This window comes from Klebsiella sp. 2680 (genome assembly GCF_900198535.1).
GTDB classification, from domain to species: domain Bacteria; phylum Pseudomonadota; class Gammaproteobacteria; order Enterobacterales; family Enterobacteriaceae; genus Klebsiella; species Klebsiella indica.
In genome coordinates, this window is sequence record NZ_FZNJ01000006.1 from 25,500 (window position 1) to 42,348 (window position 16,849).

Annotated in this window: 22 protein-coding genes; 3 read left to right on the top strand and 19 right to left on the bottom strand. The window is 52.0% G+C overall.

Going from position 1 to position 16,849, the window contains the following annotated elements:
- Positions 1-16 precede the first annotated feature (16 nt).
- The 4 genes from rplW to rpsJ are packed head-to-tail and all read right to left on the bottom strand — an operon-like array spanning position 17 to position 1,905.
- Positions 17-319, bottom strand: a complete 303-nt coding sequence (rplW, locus tag FN037_RS20770; RefSeq protein ID WP_000617546.1) for a 50S ribosomal protein L23 — start codon at positions 317-319, stop codon at positions 17-19.
- Positions 316-921 carry a 50S ribosomal protein L4 gene (gene rplD, locus FN037_RS20775; RefSeq protein WP_000424395.1) on the bottom strand — a complete coding sequence of 202 codons (606 nt, stop codon included), beginning with the start codon at positions 919-921 and terminating at the stop codon, positions 316-318. The genes rplW and rplD overlap by 4 nt, the downstream gene beginning before the upstream one ends.
- 10 nt (positions 922-931) lie before the next feature.
- Positions 932-1,561 (bottom strand): 50S ribosomal protein L3, encoded by a 630-nt coding sequence (rplC, locus tag FN037_RS20780; protein WP_138361782.1) that lies wholly within the window; start codon positions 1,559-1,561, stop codon positions 932-934.
- Positions 1,562-1,593: 32 nt separating this feature from the next.
- Positions 1,594-1,905: a 30S ribosomal protein S10 gene (rpsJ, locus tag FN037_RS20785; RefSeq protein WP_001181005.1), complete on the bottom strand. Its 312-nt coding sequence runs from the start codon at positions 1,903-1,905 to the stop codon at positions 1,594-1,596.
- Positions 1,906-2,284: 379 nt separating this feature from the next.
- On the opposite strand from rpsJ, the gene FN037_RS20790 reads away from it, so the two are divergent.
- On the top strand, positions 2,285-2,767 hold the full coding sequence (locus FN037_RS20790) for a prepilin peptidase (RefSeq protein ID WP_138361783.1): 483 nt from the start codon (positions 2,285-2,287) through the stop codon (positions 2,765-2,767).
- On the opposite strand, the gene bfr is transcribed toward FN037_RS20790, so the two are convergent.
- From bfr to fkpA, 11 genes are all read right to left on the bottom strand, one after another.
- Positions 2,751-3,227: a bacterioferritin gene (gene bfr, locus FN037_RS20795; protein WP_138361784.1), complete on the bottom strand. Its 477-nt coding sequence runs from the start codon at positions 3,225-3,227 to the stop codon at positions 2,751-2,753. The genes FN037_RS20790 and bfr overlap by 17 nt on opposite strands.
- A 70-nt stretch (positions 3,228-3,297) precedes the next feature.
- A complete protein-coding gene (gene bfd, locus FN037_RS20800; protein WP_138361785.1) occupies positions 3,298-3,492 on the bottom strand; it encodes a bacterioferritin-associated ferredoxin in 195 nt (64 codons plus the stop codon).
- 197 nt (positions 3,493-3,689) lie between these two features.
- Complete coding sequence (gene tuf / locus FN037_RS20805) at positions 3,690-4,874, bottom strand: elongation factor Tu (protein WP_142503080.1); 1,185 nt, start codon at positions 4,872-4,874, stop codon at positions 3,690-3,692.
- A 69-nt stretch (positions 4,875-4,943) separates the two neighbouring features.
- Entirely contained in the window at positions 4,944-7,058 is a 2,115-nt protein-coding gene (gene fusA, locus FN037_RS20810) for an elongation factor G (protein ID WP_138359186.1), read from the bottom strand.
- A 96-nt stretch (positions 7,059-7,154) separates the two neighbouring features.
- Positions 7,155-7,625, bottom strand: coding sequence for a 30S ribosomal protein S7 (rpsG, locus tag FN037_RS20815; RefSeq protein ID WP_002436307.1), 471 nt, complete (start codon positions 7,623-7,625; stop codon positions 7,155-7,157).
- A gap of 95 nt (positions 7,626-7,720) precedes the next feature.
- Entirely contained in the window at positions 7,721-8,095 is a 375-nt protein-coding gene (rpsL, locus tag FN037_RS20820; RefSeq protein ID WP_002920115.1) for a 30S ribosomal protein S12, read from the bottom strand.
- 124 nt (positions 8,096-8,219) lie between these two features.
- Positions 8,220-8,507: a sulfurtransferase complex subunit TusB gene (gene tusB / locus FN037_RS20825; RefSeq protein WP_138359188.1), complete on the bottom strand. Its 288-nt coding sequence runs from the start codon at positions 8,505-8,507 to the stop codon at positions 8,220-8,222.
- A 7-nt stretch (positions 8,508-8,514) separates the two neighbouring features.
- Positions 8,515-8,874, bottom strand: a complete 360-nt coding sequence (gene tusC / locus FN037_RS20830; RefSeq protein ID WP_138359190.1) for a sulfurtransferase complex subunit TusC — start codon at positions 8,872-8,874, stop codon at positions 8,515-8,517.
- Complete coding sequence (gene tusD / locus FN037_RS20835; protein ID WP_138359192.1) at positions 8,874-9,260, bottom strand: sulfurtransferase complex subunit TusD; 387 nt, start codon at positions 9,258-9,260, stop codon at positions 8,874-8,876. The genes tusC and tusD overlap by 1 nt, the downstream gene beginning before the upstream one ends.
- Positions 9,260-9,982, bottom strand: coding sequence for a transcriptional regulator (locus FN037_RS20840; protein ID WP_110275001.1), 723 nt, complete (start codon positions 9,980-9,982; stop codon positions 9,260-9,262). The genes tusD and FN037_RS20840 overlap by 1 nt, the downstream gene beginning before the upstream one ends.
- Before the next feature lie 166 nt (positions 9,983-10,148).
- Positions 10,149-10,967 carry an FKBP-type peptidyl-prolyl cis-trans isomerase gene (gene fkpA / locus FN037_RS20850; protein ID WP_138359194.1) on the bottom strand — a complete coding sequence of 273 codons (819 nt, stop codon included), beginning with the start codon at positions 10,965-10,967 and terminating at the stop codon, positions 10,149-10,151.
- Between the two features lie 222 nt (positions 10,968-11,189).
- Here fkpA and FN037_RS20855 point away from each other — a divergent pair, with 222 nt between their 5' ends.
- Positions 11,190-11,408: a protein SlyX gene (locus FN037_RS20855; RefSeq protein ID WP_142503081.1), complete on the top strand. Its 219-nt coding sequence runs from the start codon at positions 11,190-11,192 to the stop codon at positions 11,406-11,408.
- A 57-nt stretch (positions 11,409-11,465) separates the two neighbouring features.
- Here FN037_RS20855 and slyD read toward each other — a convergent pair whose 3' ends face one another.
- The 4 genes from slyD to kefG all read right to left on the bottom strand — a co-directional run bounded on the left by slyD (position 11,466) and on the right by kefG (position 14,701).
- On the bottom strand, positions 11,466-12,041 hold the full coding sequence (slyD, locus tag FN037_RS20860; protein WP_142503082.1) for a peptidylprolyl isomerase: 576 nt from the start codon (positions 12,039-12,041) through the stop codon (positions 11,466-11,468).
- Positions 12,042-12,135: 94 nt separating this feature from the next.
- The gene (locus FN037_RS20865) at positions 12,136-12,336 is read right to left on the bottom strand and encodes a YheV family putative zinc ribbon protein (RefSeq protein WP_138359200.1); all 201 of its coding nucleotides are present in this window, start codon (positions 12,334-12,336) and stop codon (positions 12,136-12,138) included.
- A 12-nt stretch (positions 12,337-12,348) separates the two neighbouring features.
- Entirely contained in the window at positions 12,349-14,154 is a 1,806-nt protein-coding gene (gene kefB, locus FN037_RS20870) for a glutathione-regulated potassium-efflux system protein KefB (protein WP_138359202.1), read from the bottom strand.
- Entirely contained in the window at positions 14,141-14,701 is a 561-nt protein-coding gene (gene kefG, locus FN037_RS20875; RefSeq protein WP_142503083.1) for a glutathione-regulated potassium-efflux system ancillary protein KefG, read from the bottom strand. Before kefG ends, kefB begins: the two co-directional genes overlap by 14 nt.
- A gap of 178 nt (positions 14,702-14,879) precedes the next feature.
- Here kefG and FN037_RS20880 point away from each other — a divergent pair, with 178 nt between their 5' ends.
- Entirely contained in the window at positions 14,880-16,784 is a 1,905-nt protein-coding gene (locus tag FN037_RS20880) for an ABC transporter ATP-binding protein (RefSeq protein WP_138359206.1), read from the top strand.
- Positions 16,785-16,849 lie beyond the last annotated feature (65 nt).

The following is a 16,849-nucleotide window of genomic DNA, read 5'->3' on the forward strand; positions in this document are numbered from 1 at the left end:
GTATTACTCCTCCGACTTACTCAGCGCCGCCAACGAAGTCCAGGTTCTGGCCTTCTTTCAGGGTGACGTAAGCTTTTTTCCAGTCGCTACGACGACCGATACGCTGTCCGTGACGTTTAACTTTCCCTTTAACAACCAGGGTGTTAACGACTTCGACTTCGACTTCAAACAGTTTCTGCACAGCAGCTTTGATTTCTGCTTTGGTCGCGTCTTTAGCAACTTTGAGAACGATGGTGTTGGTTTTTTCCATCGCAGTAGACGCTTTTTCAGAAACGTGCGGTGCGCGCAGCACCTTCAGCAGACGTTCTTCACGAATCATGCCAGCATCTCCTCAACTTGCTTAACAGCATCAGCAGTCATTACGACTTTGTCGAAGGCGATCAGGCTAACCGGGTCGATACCAGTTGCATCGCGTACGTCAACCTTGTGCAGGTTGCGCGCAGCCAGGAACAGGTTCTCGTCCAGCTCACCGGTGATGATCAGCACATCTTCCAGAGCCATGTCTTTCAGTTTCTGAGCCAGCAGCTTAGTTTTCGGCGCTTCTACAGAGAACTTCTCGACAACGATCAGACGATCCTGACGTACCAGTTCGGACAGAATGCTTTTCAGCGCGCCGCGGTACATCTTCTTATTAACTTTTTGACTGTGGTCCTGCGGACGAGCAGCGAAGGTCACGCCACCAGAACGCCAGATCGGGCTCTTGATAGAACCAGAACGGGCACGGCCAGTACCTTTCTGGCGCCACGGTTTTTTACCGGAGCCAGTGACTTCAGCACGCGTCTTCTGAGCACGAGTACCCTGACGAGCACCAGCTGCATAAGCAACAACAACCTGGTGAACCAGCGCTTCGTTGAAATCACGACCGAAGGTAGTTTCGGAAACAGTCAGCGCGCTCTGCGCGTCTTTCAATACTAATTCCATTGCTATCCCCTTACGCCTTCACAGCTGGTTTAACGATCAGGTCGCTACCGGTTGCACCCGGGACTGCGCCTTTAACCAGCAGCAGGTTGCGCTCAGCGTCAACACGTACTACGTCCAGGCTCTGAACGGTTACACGTTCGTTACCCAGCTGACCTGCCATTTTCTTGCCTTTGAACACTTTGCCCGGAGTCTGGTTCTGACCGATAGAACCCGGAACGCGGTGGGACAAGGAGTTACCGTGAGTCGCGTCCTGGGTACGGAAGTTCCAGCGCTTAACGGTACCAGCAAAACCTTTACCTTTAGAGGTACCGGTTACGTCAACTTTTTTAACATCAGCAAACAGCTCAACGCTAATATTCTGACCTACGGTGAATTCTTCGCCGTCAGCAAGACGGAATTCCCACAGACCACGGCCAGCTTCAACGCCAGCTTTAGCGAAGTGACCCGCTTCCGGCTTGGTTACACGGTTAGCTTTTTTAGCACCAGTGGTAACCTGAACAGCGCGGTAGCCATCGTTAGCCAGATCTTTAACCTGAGTAACGCGGTTTGCTTCAACTTCGATTACGGTTACTGGGATAGAGACGCCATCTTCAGTGAAGATGCGGGTCATACCCACTTTTTTACCGACTAAACCAATCATTGTTTCAACCTCTCAATCGCTCGATGACCTGATTAACCCAGGCTGATCTGCACGTCTACACCGGCAGCCAGGTCCAGACGCATCAGAGCATCAACGGTTTTCTCGGTTGGCTCAACGATGTCAACCAGACGCTTGTGAGTGCGAATTTCGTACTGATCGCGCGCATCTTTGTTGACGTGCGGAGAGATCAGAACGGTAAAGCGCTCTTTGCGGGTCGGCAGCGGGATCGGACCACGGACTTGCGCACCAGTGCGCTTAGCAGTCTCGACGATTTCCGCGGTTGATTGATCGATCAGACGATGATCAAACGCTTTCAGGCGGATACGGATTCTTTGGTTCTGCATGAGACCAGAGCTCCAATTATTTTATAAACGAAAATGATTACTCCTCGAACCCATTACGATTGATGGGAGAGTGTAACCGTTCTTACGTAGCCCCCCGATTGGGAGCATTGTTAGATAACCAAATCGGCTACCTAAGGTTCAGATTGAACCTACCGTCGATTAAGACAGGCCCGCGCATTATACGCAAATCTCAGACTGACGCAAGCGCTGCGTAGATATTAATCACCTGCCCGGTAATGCGAGCCGCTATCCACAATATGTTCGCTGGTTTTGCTTTGCGCTTTTTCTTCTGGAGGAACCGCATAACGACATCACGTCTGCGTTGTGCTGCGCGATCATTTTCGCGATGGTGGCCACAACGTATTAGATGGAGTAATCGATGCTAACCGCCCTCCCCTTCCTGATTGTCTATTTTACTTTATCGATACTGCTTTGGATCTCCGATCAGCGAACCGGGTTGCTGCCTGACCGGTTTACCTGCCCTCTCCTGTGGAGTGGGTTGCTTTATCACCAGTGCTGTTTATCGGCAGGACTGCCTGAAGCCGTGTGGGGCGCAATGGCAGGCTACGTGGTACTGGCGTTTCTTTACTGGATTTATCGCTGGCTATATCACAAGGAAGGGCTTGGCTATGGTGATGTAAAATTCCTTGCCGCGCTGGGCGCCTGGCACGGTTGGCAATCCTTACCTGTTCTGGTTTTTCTGGCTGCTCTTTTCGCCTGTGTCTTCACGTTAGTACTGTTCATAAGGAGGGGAAAAGCGGTACTAAAAAACCCGCTGCCTTTCGGGCCATTCCTGGCGACTGCGGGTTTTATCGTTAGTGGGCAAACGCTTCTGGCGGGAATACTCAGTCTTCCACTTTAATCTGCGATTGCAGATAATTCGGCAGACCAATTTTACCGATGAGATCCAGCTCAGTTTCAAGCCAGTCGATATGCCCTTCTTCATCCGCCAGAATTTCAATCATCATATCCCGGCTAACATAGTCATGGACAGTATCGGCGTAAGCAATAGCCTCACGCAGGTCTTTTGCTCCTTCCAGCTCTAGCCGAAGATCTGACTGCAGCATCTCTTCGACATCTTCACCAATTCCCAGCTTGCCAAGATCCTGCAAGTTTGGGAGCCCCTCAAGAAACAAAATACGCTCAATATATTTATCAGCGTGTTTCATTTCATCGATGGATTCATGGTATTCGACATCATTGAGACGAGTGAGCCCCCAGTTTTTAAACATACGGGCATGGAGAAAATACTGGTTGATTGCGACAAGCTCATTTCCCAATAGTTTATTGAGATAATTTATGATTTTAACATCACCTTTCATTTTATAGTCCCTCCGCTTCCACTCTTAGAGCGTAGATGGGGCTACCGGGATGTCAAAAAAAAAGTGTCGCTCAGGCGGTCTCTTTAAACTCTGGCACTTGTGTTAATTCATCCTGCATCACTTCTCGCACCGCACGGATGCATTTACCACATTGATTTCCAACGGGAATAAATTTACGCAATTGCTGAAATGATTGAGGGTGAAACTGACGTACAGCCTGACGAATTTTTTTATCACTTACACCATTACACAAACAAACGTACATAATCGCCCCCGTTCAATTTCTGCGCAAAGTGTAAATGAGAATAGTTATAATTACAATAGAGGAAATACGTTTATATACAGCAGATACGTATAAAAATTGCGACTAAATATGACTCTCTTTCTATGATGAGTAGGTATAAGGGATAGCAAAAAGGGCGCCGAAGCGCCCTTTTCAATTCAAAACTAATTAACGAGTAATTAGCCCAGAACTTTCGCTACAACGCCTGCGCCAACGGTACGGCCACCTTCACGGATTGCAAAACGCAGACCGTCGTCCATCGCGATCGGGTGGATCAGGGTAACAACCATTTTGATGTTGTCGCCCGGCATTACCATCTCTACGCCTTCCGGCAGTTCGATGGTGCCAGTCACGTCAGTGGTACGGAAGTAGAACTGCGGACGGTAGCCTTTGAAGAACGGAGTATGACGGCCGCCTTCGTCTTTGGACAGAATGTACACTTCAGATTCGAACTTGGTGTGCGGCTTGATTGAGCCCGGCTTAGCCAGAACCTGACCACGTTCGATTTCTTCACGTTTGATACCACGCAGCAGAACACCCACGTTCTCACCGGCACGGCCTTCGTCCAGCAGTTTGCGGAACATTTCTACGCCAGTACAGGTTGATTTCTGCGTGTCTTTGATACCAACGATCTCAACTTCTTCACCTACTTTGATGATACCGCGCTCTACACGACCGGTAACAACGGTACCACGACCGGAGATGGAGAATACGTCTTCGATCGGCAGCAGGAACGGCTTATCAATCGCACGCTCTGGTTCCGGGATGTAAGAATCCAGGTAGCCAGCCAGTTCGATGATTTTCGCTTCCCACTCTGCATCGCCTTCCAGCGCTTTCAGAGCAGAACCACGAACGATCGGGGTGTCGTCGCCCGGGAAATCGTACTGAGACAGCAGCTCACGCACTTCCATCTCAACCAGTTCCAGCAGCTCTTCGTCATCAACCATGTCGCATTTGTTCAGGAACACGATGATGTACGGAACGCCTACCTGACGACCCAGCAGGATGTGCTCACGGGTCTGCGGCATCGGGCCGTCAGTCGCAGCAACAACCAGGATCGCGCCGTCCATCTGCGCAGCACCGGTGATCATGTTTTTAACATAGTCGGCGTGGCCCGGGCAGTCTACGTGCGCGTAGTGGCGAGTCGGGGTGTCATATTCAACGTGAGAAGTGTTGATGGTGATACCACGTGCTTTTTCTTCCGGCGCGTTATCGATCTGGTCGAAAGCACGAGCGGCACCGCCGTAGGTTTTAGCCAGTACGGTAGTGATGGCAGCAGTCAGGGTAGTTTTACCATGGTCAACGTGGCCGATAGTACCGACGTTGACGTGCGGTTTTGTACGTTCAAATTTTTCTTTAGACACGGCTATATTCCTTACTATAGTGCTCTCACCTTCGGAGAGAGCACGGGACTTGGGTTTTAATCCTGTGGATTATTTACCACGGGCTTCAATAACGGCCTGAGCAACGTTGTTCGGCGCATCATCATACTTCAGGAATTCCATGGTGTATGATGCACGACCTTTGGTCAGAGAACGCAGCTGAGTTGCATATCCGAACATTTCAGACAGCGGAACTTCAGCGTGGATCTTAACGCCAGTAACTTCAGATTCCTGACCGCGCAGCATACCGCGGCGACGGCTCAAGTCACCAATAACGTCACCAGTGTTCTCTTCCGGCGTTTCTACTTCAACCTTCATGATCGGCTCAAGCAGAACGGGTTTTGCTTTCTTAAAGCCTTCTTTAAAGGCAATAGACGCAGCCAGTTTAAACGCCAGTTCAGAGGAGTCAACGTCGTGGTAAGAACCGAAGTGCAGACGCACGCCCAGATCAACTACCGGGTAACCCGCCAGCGGACCCGCTTTCAGCTGTTCCTGGATGCCTTTATCAACGGCCGGGATGTATTCGCCAGGGATTACACCGCCTTTAATGTCGTTGATGAACTCATAACCTTTCGGGTTAGAACCCGGCTCCAGCGGGTACATGTCGATAACAACATGACCGTACTGACCGCGACCACCAGACTGCTTAGCGTGTTTACCTTCGATATCAGTAACTTTCGCGCGAATCGCTTCACGGTAAGCAACCTGAGGTTTACCGACGTTCGCTTCAACGTTGAATTCACGCTTCATACGGTCAACGATGATGTCGAGGTGCAGCTCACCCATACCGGCGATAATAGTCTGGTTAGACTCTTCGTCAGTCCATACGCGGAATGACGGGTCTTCTTTAGCCAGACGGCCCAGAGCCAGACCCATTTTTTCCTGGTCAGCTTTGGTTTTCGGCTCAACGGCGATGGAGATTACCGGCTCCGGGAATTCCATACGTTCCAGAATGATCGGCGCATCCGGGTCACACAGGGTGTCACCGGTGGTAACGTCTTTCAGACCGATTGCAGCAGCGATGTCGCCCGCACGAACTTCTTTGATCTCTTCACGTTTGTTAGCGTGCATCTGAACGATACGACCGAAACGCTCACGCGCCGTTTTCACGGAGTTCAGTACAGTATCGCCAGAGTTAACCACACCAGAATACACGCGGAAGAAGGTCAGGTTGCCCACGAACGGGTCGGTAGCGATTTTGAACGCCAGTGCAGAGAAAGGCTCATCATCGCTCGCGTGACGCTCAGCCGGCGTGTCTTTACCGTCGTCCAGGATACCGTTGATCGCAGGTACATCAACCGGGGATGGCAGGTAATCAATTACCGCATCCAGCATCGCCTGAACACCTTTGTTCTTAAATGCAGAACCACAGGTTACCAGGATGATTTCGTTGTTCAGAACACGCTGACGCAGAGCATTTTTGATCTCGGCTTCAGTCAGTTCTTCACCACCCAGGTATTTTTCCATCAGCTCTTCAGAAGCTTCAGCTGCAGATTCGATCAGGTTCTGGTGCCATTCGTCAGCCAGATCCTGCATGTCAGCCGGGATATCTTCGTATTCGAAGGTAACGCCCTGATCTGCATCATTCCAGTTGATAGCTTTCATTTTCACCAGGTCAACAACGCCGGTGAAACCTTCTTCAGCACCAATCGCCAGCTGCAGCGGAACCGGGTTCGCGCCGAGACGGGTTTTGATCTGACTAACAACTTTCAGGAAGTTCGCGCCCATGCGGTCCATTTTGTTAACGAACGCAATGCGCGGAACTTTATATTTGTTTGCCTGACGCCATACGGTTTCAGACTGCGGCTGAACACCACCAACTGCGCAGTAAACCATTACTGCACCATCAAGCACACGCATGGAACGTTCTACTTCGATTGTGAAGTCAACGTGCCCCGGGGTGTCAATGATGTTAACGCGATGTGGTTCATACTGCTTAGCCATACCAGACCAGAATGCAGTAGTCGCTGCGGAGGTGATAGTAATACCACGCTCCTGTTCCTGCTCCATCCAGTCCATGGTGGCAGCGCCGTCATGAACTTCACCGATTTTGTGGTTTACACCGGTGTAGAACAGAATACGTTCGGTAGTAGTAGTTTTACCGGCGTCGATGTGCGCACTGATACCGATGTTACGGTAGCGTGCGATGGGTGTTGTACGAGCCATTTGATTCCTCGTTTATTTCTTTAGGCGCTCAATTAAGTTATCCAGAACGGGCGACTTATCTGAAGCGCCCGCCTGGTGACTATGACTCCGAAGGGATTACCAACGGTAGTGTGCGAACGCCTTGTTGGCTTCGGCCATACGGTGAACGTCTTCACGTTTCTTAACTGCAGTACCTTTGTTGTCTGCAGCATCAGTGAGTTCGTTCGCCAGACGCAGAGCCATGGATTTATCACCACGTTTACGAGCAGCTTCAACGATCCAACGCATTGCCAGGGCATTACGACGAACCGGACGGACTTCAACTGGAACCTGATAAGTCGAACCACCAACGCGGCGAGACTTAACTTCGACAGTCGGGCGCACGTTATCGAGCGCAACTTCGAAAGCTTCCAGTTCAGATTTACCAGAGCGCTGAGCCAGGGTCTCCAGCGCGCTGTATACGATTGCTTCTGCAGTAGATTTTTTACCATCTACCATCAGGATATTGACAAATTTAGCCAGCAGTTCTGATCCGAACTTCGGATCTGGCAGAATTTTACGCTGACCAATGACGCGACGACGTGGCATGGAAATACTCCGTTGTTAATTCAGGATTGTCCAAAACTCTACGAGTTTAGTTTGACATTAATATAAAACGTTTGGCCTTACTTAACGGAGAACCATTAAGCCTTAGGACGCTTCACGCCGTACTTGGAGCGAGCTTGCTTACGGTCTTTAACGCCGGAGCAGTCAAGCGCACCACGAACGGTGTGGTAACGAACACCCGGGAGGTCTTTAACACGACCGCCACGGATCAGGATCACGGAGTGCTCCTGCAGGTTGTGACCTTCACCACCGATGTAGGAGGTGACTTCGAAACCGTTAGTCAGACGCACACGACAAACTTTACGCAGTGCGGAGTTCGGTTTCTTAGGAGTGGTAGTATATACACGAGTACATACGCCACGTTTCTGCGGGCAGGCTTCCAGCGCCGGCACGTTGCTCTTTGCAACTTTGCGCGCGCGTGGTTTGCGTACCAGCTGGTTAATTGTTGCCATTAAATAGCTCCTGGTTTTAGCTTTTGCTTCGTAAACACGTAATAAATCGCCTCATATAATATGAGGACGCAGAATTTTAGGGCGGTGCCGAAAAGGTGTCAAGAAATATACAACGATCCCACCGTTACCAGGCTAACTGCCCTGGATGTTTGGCGATGAGCCTGACGAAATCAGTATAGCTAACTCTGACGACACTGTCCGCAATTTGCCCCGTCAGCCCGCGGGCCTCAATATCGTCTTGCAGAGCGTAGAGAGTTATGGGGGCAGATTGCAGTATTTCAACAAAACGGCCTCCAGCGATGGCCGCAACAACCCCGTCTGAGAGCAACAACAGATCGTCCCCCTCTTTAATCAAGCGGAGCATTGTCGAAATATCGGTATGCCAGGGTGATGCGCTTAGTGTGTGGAGCATACGAGCCTCAAAAACGCAGTATCACGCTGAAATCATCAAGCCGGGCGCGTAACGCCTCTGGCTCCAGCCATTCGCCATCCACAACCAATGGCGTTGTCGGATTCAGGCCGCGTTCACGCCCTGAAGCGGCACAGAACCAGCACTGATTGATGTCGTACAGCGATAGCAGTTTAAAGGTGGAGATATAATCACGCGCCAGAACTGCGGCAGGCCGCTGCCCAGGCAGTAGCTGAAATAAACCATCGCCGACGAAGAAAACGCCGATCTCTTCCGTCAGGGCTGAAGTGGCCAGCAGGGCGTCCAGCCCCTCTCTTCCCGAGGCAGAGCCGTGTGGTGCGGAGGAAAAAATAAAGGCGACGCGCTTCATCAAAACTGCACCATGCGATCACAGGTTAACGCGGCTTCCGCCAGCGCGCCCAGCCCGCTCAAGGTAAATCCTGGCTGCAAATTATGCGCAGGCAGCTCAAGCTGCCGGGCCTCCTGTTCATCGGTCACTCCGCGACGTAAAGCGGCGGCGACACAAATATGCAAGGAGACAGCATGTTCGTCATGCAGAACCTGCCACGCCCGAACCAGATCAAACTCATCGCTGGCAGGCGCCGTCAGTTGATTCGCGTTGTAGACACCTTCACGATAGAAAAAGATGCTGATCAGTTCGTGACCTTCCTGCAAAACGGCGCGGGCGAACTGCAGCGCGCTACTGGCCTGTTGCGTACCATAAGCAGGCCCAGTCACCGTGATAGCAAAGCGCATTACTTATCCAGCCCCTGGAAATCCCCGCTTTTGAACTGGCGAATGTAGAGATATACCGTGTGCTTCGAGATATTCAACCGATCGGCAACCTGGTTAATGGCATCCTTGATATCAAAGATCCCTTTCTCGTAGAGATTCAATACGATCTGACGGTTTTTGGCATTGTTAGAAACGTTACGGTCGGCATTCACCTCTTCGATGGTGAACTCAAGCGTCTGGGCAACCAGGTCGTCTACTGATGAGGCAAAATTAACCTGAGAGTTCACTTCCGTCGTTTCCGGCGGAATAAAGGTGCTCATGATCTGCGAGAAAGGCACATCAAGGTTCATGTTAATACATAACAGACCAATAACCCGGTGCTCGCGGTTGCGAATAGCAATCGTGACCGATTTCATCAGCACACCGCTTTTGGCGCGAGTAAAATAGCATTTGGAAACGCTGCTATCGGCTCCTGTCATATCATGCAACATGCGCAACGCAAGGTCAGTAATGGGCGAGCCAATTTGACGACCGGTGTGCTCACCGTTAGCGATACGAATGGCGGAACATTTTAAGTCCTGCAATGAATGCAGTACGATTTCACAGTGGGAACCGATGAGCATCGCTAACCCGTCCACTACCGCTTCATAGGATTTGAGGATATCGAAGTCAGTCTGGTCAAAAGGACGTTGATCCAGTAAATCAAGCTCACTGGTCTCATTGGTTAAAAGCGACCTGGACATGAAAAAAAGCACTCCTTTTCAGGAGCCTGTCGTTATTGTCAGGGCAGGCTCATCATCATTATTAATCTGTCTAAAGTAATACAGCGCCTGAGGTTCTTTCCAGTCTTAATTATATCTGTCTGCAATAAAAAAGCCGCCGCCCCTGAAGGCGGCGGCTTAAATCAGATTACTTCTTAGCGTCAGCGGCTGGTGCTTCAGCAGCGGCTTCCGGTTTAGCATCGTCTTTCGGTGCCGGTTTGATATCCAGCAGTTCTACGTCAAACACCAGCGTAGAGTTAGCCGGGATACCCGGAACGCCTGTTTTGCCGTAAGCCAGATCCGGTGGAATGACCAGCTTGATTTTGCCGCCTTTCTTGATGTTTTTCAGGCCTTCGGTCCAGCCAGGGATCACGCCGTCCAGACGGAAAGAGAGCGGCTCGCCACGGGTGTAGGAGTTATCAAACTCTTTACCATCGATCAGCGTACCTTTGTAGTTGACCACAACAGTATCGCTATCTTTCGGCGCATCACCGGTACCGGCTTTCTCAATTTTGTACAGCAAACCAGATTTAGACGTTTTCACCCCTTTCTCTTTTGCAAAGGCATCGCGGTAAGCTTTACCTTTAGCCGCATTTTCAGATGCGTCTTTTTCCATTTTCTGCTGAGCGGCGGTTTTTACACGGGTTTCAAACGTCTGCAGAGTCTGTTCGATCTCCTGGTCGGACAGTTTGCTCTTATTGGCAAACGCGTCCTGCACACCGGCGATCAGCTGGTCTTTATCCAGTTTGATGCCCAGTTTCTCTTGTTCTTTCAGGGAGTTTTCCATGTAACGTCCCAAGGATGCACCCAGCGCATAAGCAGATTTCTGATCGTCATTTTTGAATGCCGATTTGCTGTCCGTTGCAGGGGTCGCTTTCGCTGCGGTATCAGCCGCAAATGTCAGCGGTGCATTCAGGGCGACGGCCATTGTGGTCGCCAGCAGCGTTACTTTAAACAGTGATTTCATCCATTTCTCCAGGGCCGGGGCATCTCACCCCAAGGTTATCGTAAAAAACAAAAAACGTACTATAGAACGTTGCCGAACAAATCTATATACAGACGTGCCTGAATATCGACTCATTTAGGACTATTTTTGTATGAATTAGTTTCCTGTCGCGCCCAACGATGCTGCGCGAATGCTGAAACTTCAGTAGAATCCGCCCGCAGGATCAGACAGAAGAGGTTACTCATGCACGATTGCACTTTAGAGACTCGCCTTGCCGAGCTGGAAAGCAGGCTGGCGTTTCAGGAAATCACTATTGAAGACCTCAACAAGACCGTTACCGCCCATGAGATAGAAATGGCCAGAATGCGCGAACATATGCGCCTGATGGTGGAAAAGCTGAAGGCCACTCAACCGTCACACATGGCTTCACAGGCAGAAGAAACGCCGCCGCCCCACTATTGAGACACAAAAAAAGCGGGTCTCCCCGCTTTTTTATTGCAGAGTGCTAGCGCGACGGAATTAGTGGCAACCGCAGCCGCCGTGACCGCCGCAACCACCTTTGCCATGATCGTGATCGTGGCCACCGCAGCACCCGTCATGGTCGTGGTCATGATCGTGGTCGTGACCATGAGCGCCGTGTACATGACCATGCTCCAGCTCTTCAGCCGTTGCTTCGCGAATCGCGACCACTTCAACGTTGAACTTCAGATTCTGGCCGGCCAGCATGTGGTTACCGTCGACAACAACGTGTTCGTCACCCACTTCGGTAATTTCAACCGGCACTGGCCCCTGATCGGTTTCAGCCAGGAAGCGCATGCCAACCTGCAGTTCATCAACGCCCATGAAAACGTCTTTAGGCACGCGCTGAACCAGGTTTTCGTCGTACTGGCCGTACGCGTCGTTAGCGCCGACTTCTACGTCGAATTTGTCGCCCACTTCGTGACCGCCCAGCGCATTTTCCAGGCCGGAAATCAGGGAACCGTGACCATGCAGGTAGTCCAGCGGCGCGCTTACCGGAGACTCATCAACCAACACACCGTCTTCTGTACGTACCTGATAGGCCAGGCTGACCACCAGGTCTTTTGCTACTTTCATGATATCTCCTGAGCATGGGAAGAATAGTGGCGCAGATTGTAGCGGAATTCTGCAGCCGTGTACCCTCTAGCTTAAAAAAAGCCGCCCGATAACGCTAGTCCGGATGAAAAATGCCTATCACTTGCTCTTCTTTGCGTACATGCTCACGGACCGCTTTATCCGCCTCACGCATCTGGTGACCGCACTTAACACACTCAACAATATCGACATTATTCTCACGCCACATCGCCAGCGAATCCAGAGCCTGGCACGCCGGACATTTCGCGCCGGCAATAAAACGTTTACGCACCGCCATACCCTTTACCTTTTATTCAAACTCGTCCCAGCCATCTAACTGCCGGCTCTCTTTTTGCATCTCTCGCTGAAAGATCTCCTCCAGCTCGCGCCGGGCTTCCCGCACGCGGGACACCTGAAGCGTATCACTCTGCACCGGCACTAACTCGCGCAGCATTCGCATATCAAGACGCCGAAAGTGCAACTGCGCGCGCTGCGCCTGATGAGGATGCATACCTATCGAGATAAGCGCTTTGCGTCCTAACTCCAGCGCACTGGAAAACGTTTCGCGCGAGAATTGCGTCACTCCGGCCTGCAGCAGTTCATGTGCTTCAACGCGTCCCCGCGCGCGCGCCAGAATATGCAGATGTGGAAAGTGTTGTTGACATATTTCCACCAGCTTCATGGTATCTTCCGGCTCGTTACAAGTAATCACAATCGACTGCGCATCTTCCGCCCCTGCCGAGCGCAGGAGTTCCAGTTGCGTGGCGTCGCCAAAATAAACTTTATAGCCATATTTGCGCATCAGATTCACCGCGCTGATATCGCGCTCCAGCACCGTAATGCGCATTTTGTTGGCCATCAGCAGACGGCCAATCACCTGGCCGAAACGCCCAAAACCGACGATAATAACCTGCGGTTTATCGTCTTCAACCCACGGAACCTCATCCTCTTCCTCCGGCGTGTTGAATCGCCGCGACAGCACCTTATCAATCAGCCTCATCAGCAACGGCGTGGTCATCATCGACAGCGTCACCGTTACTAACAGTAGCGCCATCTGGTCGTTCTGAAACAGGTGAAGCGAAGCCGGAATCGAAAACAGCACAAAAGCAAACTCCCCGCCCTGACTCAGCACGCCAGCAAACTGTACTCGCTCCGGACGGCGTAAACCGTACACGTGCGCCAGAAGATACAGGACGCCGCCTTTCACCGTCACCAGAATCGCAACGCTGGTAATGACCCACAACAAATGGGTGTACAGCACGCCAATATTTAGCGCCATACCAACGGAAATAAAGAACAGCCCCAACAAGAGCCCTTTAAATGGCTCAATGGCGGTTTCCAGTTCATGACGGTACTCGCTTTCTGCCAGCAGGACTCCCGCGATAAAGGTCCCCAGAGCCATCGACAAACCAAGCGCCTCCATAAACAGCGCCGATCCGAGAACCAATAGCAAAGATGCCGCGGTAAAGACCTCCCGTACGCCAGAGCCGGCAATAAAACGGAATACCGGTCGCAGCAGAAAACGGCCGCCGATCAGCATCCCGGAGAAGGCCAGAACTTTCATTCCTGTTTTGATCCAATCAACATGGTCGTCGCCTGAACCGACAAGCACAGGCACCAACGCCAGGGCCGGGATAACCGCCAGATCCTGAAACAGCAATACGGAGAAGCCCAGTTGCCCTGACTCGCTGCGGCTCATCCCTTTCTCGCGCATCAGTTGCAGCGCCATCGCAGTGGAGGACATCGCCAGACCAATTCCCCCCACCACCGCGGCCCGCCACGAGAAGTCGCTAAGCATTAACAAACCACCAAGAATGAGTGCACTTAAAGCAACCTGTGCCGCCCCTACGCCAAAGATAGAGCTTCTCAGTCGCCAGAGCTTGGACGGATTCAGTTCCAGCCCAATGATAAACATCAGGAAGACGACGCCTAATTCCGAGAAGTGAAGAATTTCATCGACATCGCTAATAAATCGCAATCCCCAGGGGCCGATGGCGATCCCTGCCAGCAGATAGCCCAGTACAGCGCCAATTCCTAATCTCGCCGCCAGCGGTACCGCCACCACGGCGGCAAAGAGAAATAATACGCCTGCCAGTAATAGATCAGCTCCCGCCATTTGAACCTCCCCCCGTAACAGGGCTCGCCAGCCAGTCGCCATAAGCGCGGGCGCGGCTTTTCAGTTCGTCGGGAGCCTGACGCCGCGCCCAGTAGACGATGATTGGATTCATCCAGTGCATACGGCACATACCGGCTGTCAGTTCGAAAGGGCGGAGAATGTCATTCATCGGGTAACGGTAGGCATCACGTCGGTAGGCGCTCTCCGGTTCTCCGGTCGTTATCACACTGCGCCAGTACTTTCCCGCCAGTTGATTCCCTCCCGCTCCGCTGGCAAAACCGCGGCTTAACACTCTATCCAGCCACTCTTTCATTAGCGCCGGACAGCTCCAGGTATATAACGGGTGCTGGAAAACGATCACTTCATGCTGGCGCAGAAGGTCCTGCTCACAGGCGATATCGATAAAAAAATCCGGATAATGTGCATAGAGATCGTGCACGGTAACATTCGGCAGTTGTAACGCCGGTTCAAGTAAAACCCGGTTGGCCACGGAATCCTGAGATTCTGGGTGGGCATACAACAGCAAGACTTTCGCTGCCTGAGACATCTTTCCCTCCCGAACGTCTTCTGGCGGCCTGTGCAGCGGCTGCGTTCCGACGCAACCAGAATGACTTTGTGTATCATCTTCATTTTGGGCTACCATTGCGGCCCGGTTGAGCGAGCGCTTCGCTCCACACTACATTATCATAATGACAAATTAACATAGTCAGAACATACGGCGCCTTATGATTGTTTTCTCCTCGTTACAGATTCGTCGCGGCGTACGCGTCCTGCTGGACAACGCGACTGCCACTATCAACCCCGGGCAAAAAGTTGGCCTGGTGGGTAAAAACGGCTGCGGTAAATCCACGCTGCTTTCGCTGTTGAAAAACGAGATCAGCGCCGATGGCGGCTCTGCGACCTTCCCTGGCAGCTGGCAGCTGGCATGGGTTAATCAGGAAACCCCGGCGCTGCCACAGCCCGCCATTGACTATGTTATTGATGGCGATCGCGAATTCCGCAATCTGGAGGCCGCTTTGCGCGAGGCCAACGAACGCAACGACGGTCATGCTATTGCGACGATACACGGCAAACTGGACGCTATCGACGCCTGGACCGTTCGCTCACGCGCCGCCAGCCTGTTGCACGGTCTGGGTTTCAGCAATGACCAGTTGGAAAGGCCGGTAAGCGACTTTTCCGGCGGCTGGCGTATGCGCCTTAACCTGGCGCAGGCGCTGATTTGCCGCTCCGACCTGTTGCTGCTTGATGAACCCACTAACCACCTCGATCTCGATGCGGTCATCTGGCTGGAAAAGTGGCTTCGGGGTTATACCGGTACGCTGATCCTGATCTCGCACGATCGTGATTTCCTTGACCCGATCGTCGATAAGATTATCCATATCGAACAACAGACGATGTTTGAGTACACCGGTAATTACAGTTCGTTTGAAATTCAGCGCGCAACGCGCCTTTCGCAACAGCAGGCGATGTATGAGAGCCAGCAGCAGCGTGTCGCACATCTGCAAAGCTATATCGACCGTTTTCGCGCGAAAGCCACCAAGGCCAAACAGGCGCAAAGCCGCATCAAAATGCTTGAACGCATGGAGCTCATTGCTCCGGCCCACGTTGATAACCCGTTCCACTTTAGCTTCCGCGCGCCGGAAAGCCTGCCCAACCCGCTGTTGAAGATGGAAAAGATCAGCGCGGGTTATGGTGAGCGAGTGATTCTCGACTCAATCAAGCTGAATCTGGTCCCGGGTTCACGTATCGGTCTTCTGGGGCGTAACGGCGCCGGTAAATCAACGCTGATAAAACTGCTGGCCGGTGAATTACAGCCGCTGCACGGTGAAATTGCTCTGGCGAAGGGCATCAAGCTCGGCTATTTCGCTCAGCATCAACTTGAATTTCTGCGTGCGGACGAATCGCCGTTGCAACATCTGGCGCGTCTGGCGCCGCAGGAGACGGAGCAGAAACTGCGCGACTATCTTGGCGGTTTTGGCTTCCAGAGCGACAAGGTCAATGAAGAGACAAAACGCTTCTCCGGCGGCGAGAAAGCGCGCCTGGTTCTGGCGTTAATCGTCTGGCAGCGGCCAAATCTGTTACTGCTGGATGAGCCCACCAACCATCTCGATCTTGATATGCGTCAGGCCCTGACCGAAGCGCTGATAGATTTTGAAGGCGCGCTGGTGGTGGTCTCGCATGACCGTCATCTGATTCGCTCCACCACCGACGATCTTTATCTGGTGCACGATAGCAAAGTCGAACCTTTCGACGGCGATCTCGAAGACTACCAGCAGTGGTTGAGCGATACGCAAAAACAGGAAAATCAATCCCCAGCGGGATCGAAAGAGAACAGCAATAGCGCGCAGGCACGTAAAGACCAAAAGCGTCGGGAAGCCGAATTGCGTGCTCAAACCCAGCCGCTGCGTAAAGAGATTGCCCGTCTGGAAAAAGAGATGGAAAAGTTGAACGCTAAACTGGCGCTGGTCGAGGAGAAGCTCAGCGACAGCGGTTTATACGAGCAAAGCCGCAAAACAGAGCTCACAGAGTGTTTACAGCAACAGGCCAGCGCCAAATCCTCGCTTGAAGAGTGTGAAATGGCCTGGCTGGAAGCCCAGGAACAACTGGAGCAAATGTTGCAGGAGAGTTAAAGGTGGCCCACTATTCCGGTCAGACATGCTAAACGCGCAAGAGCAATGTCAAACTTCAGAGCAAC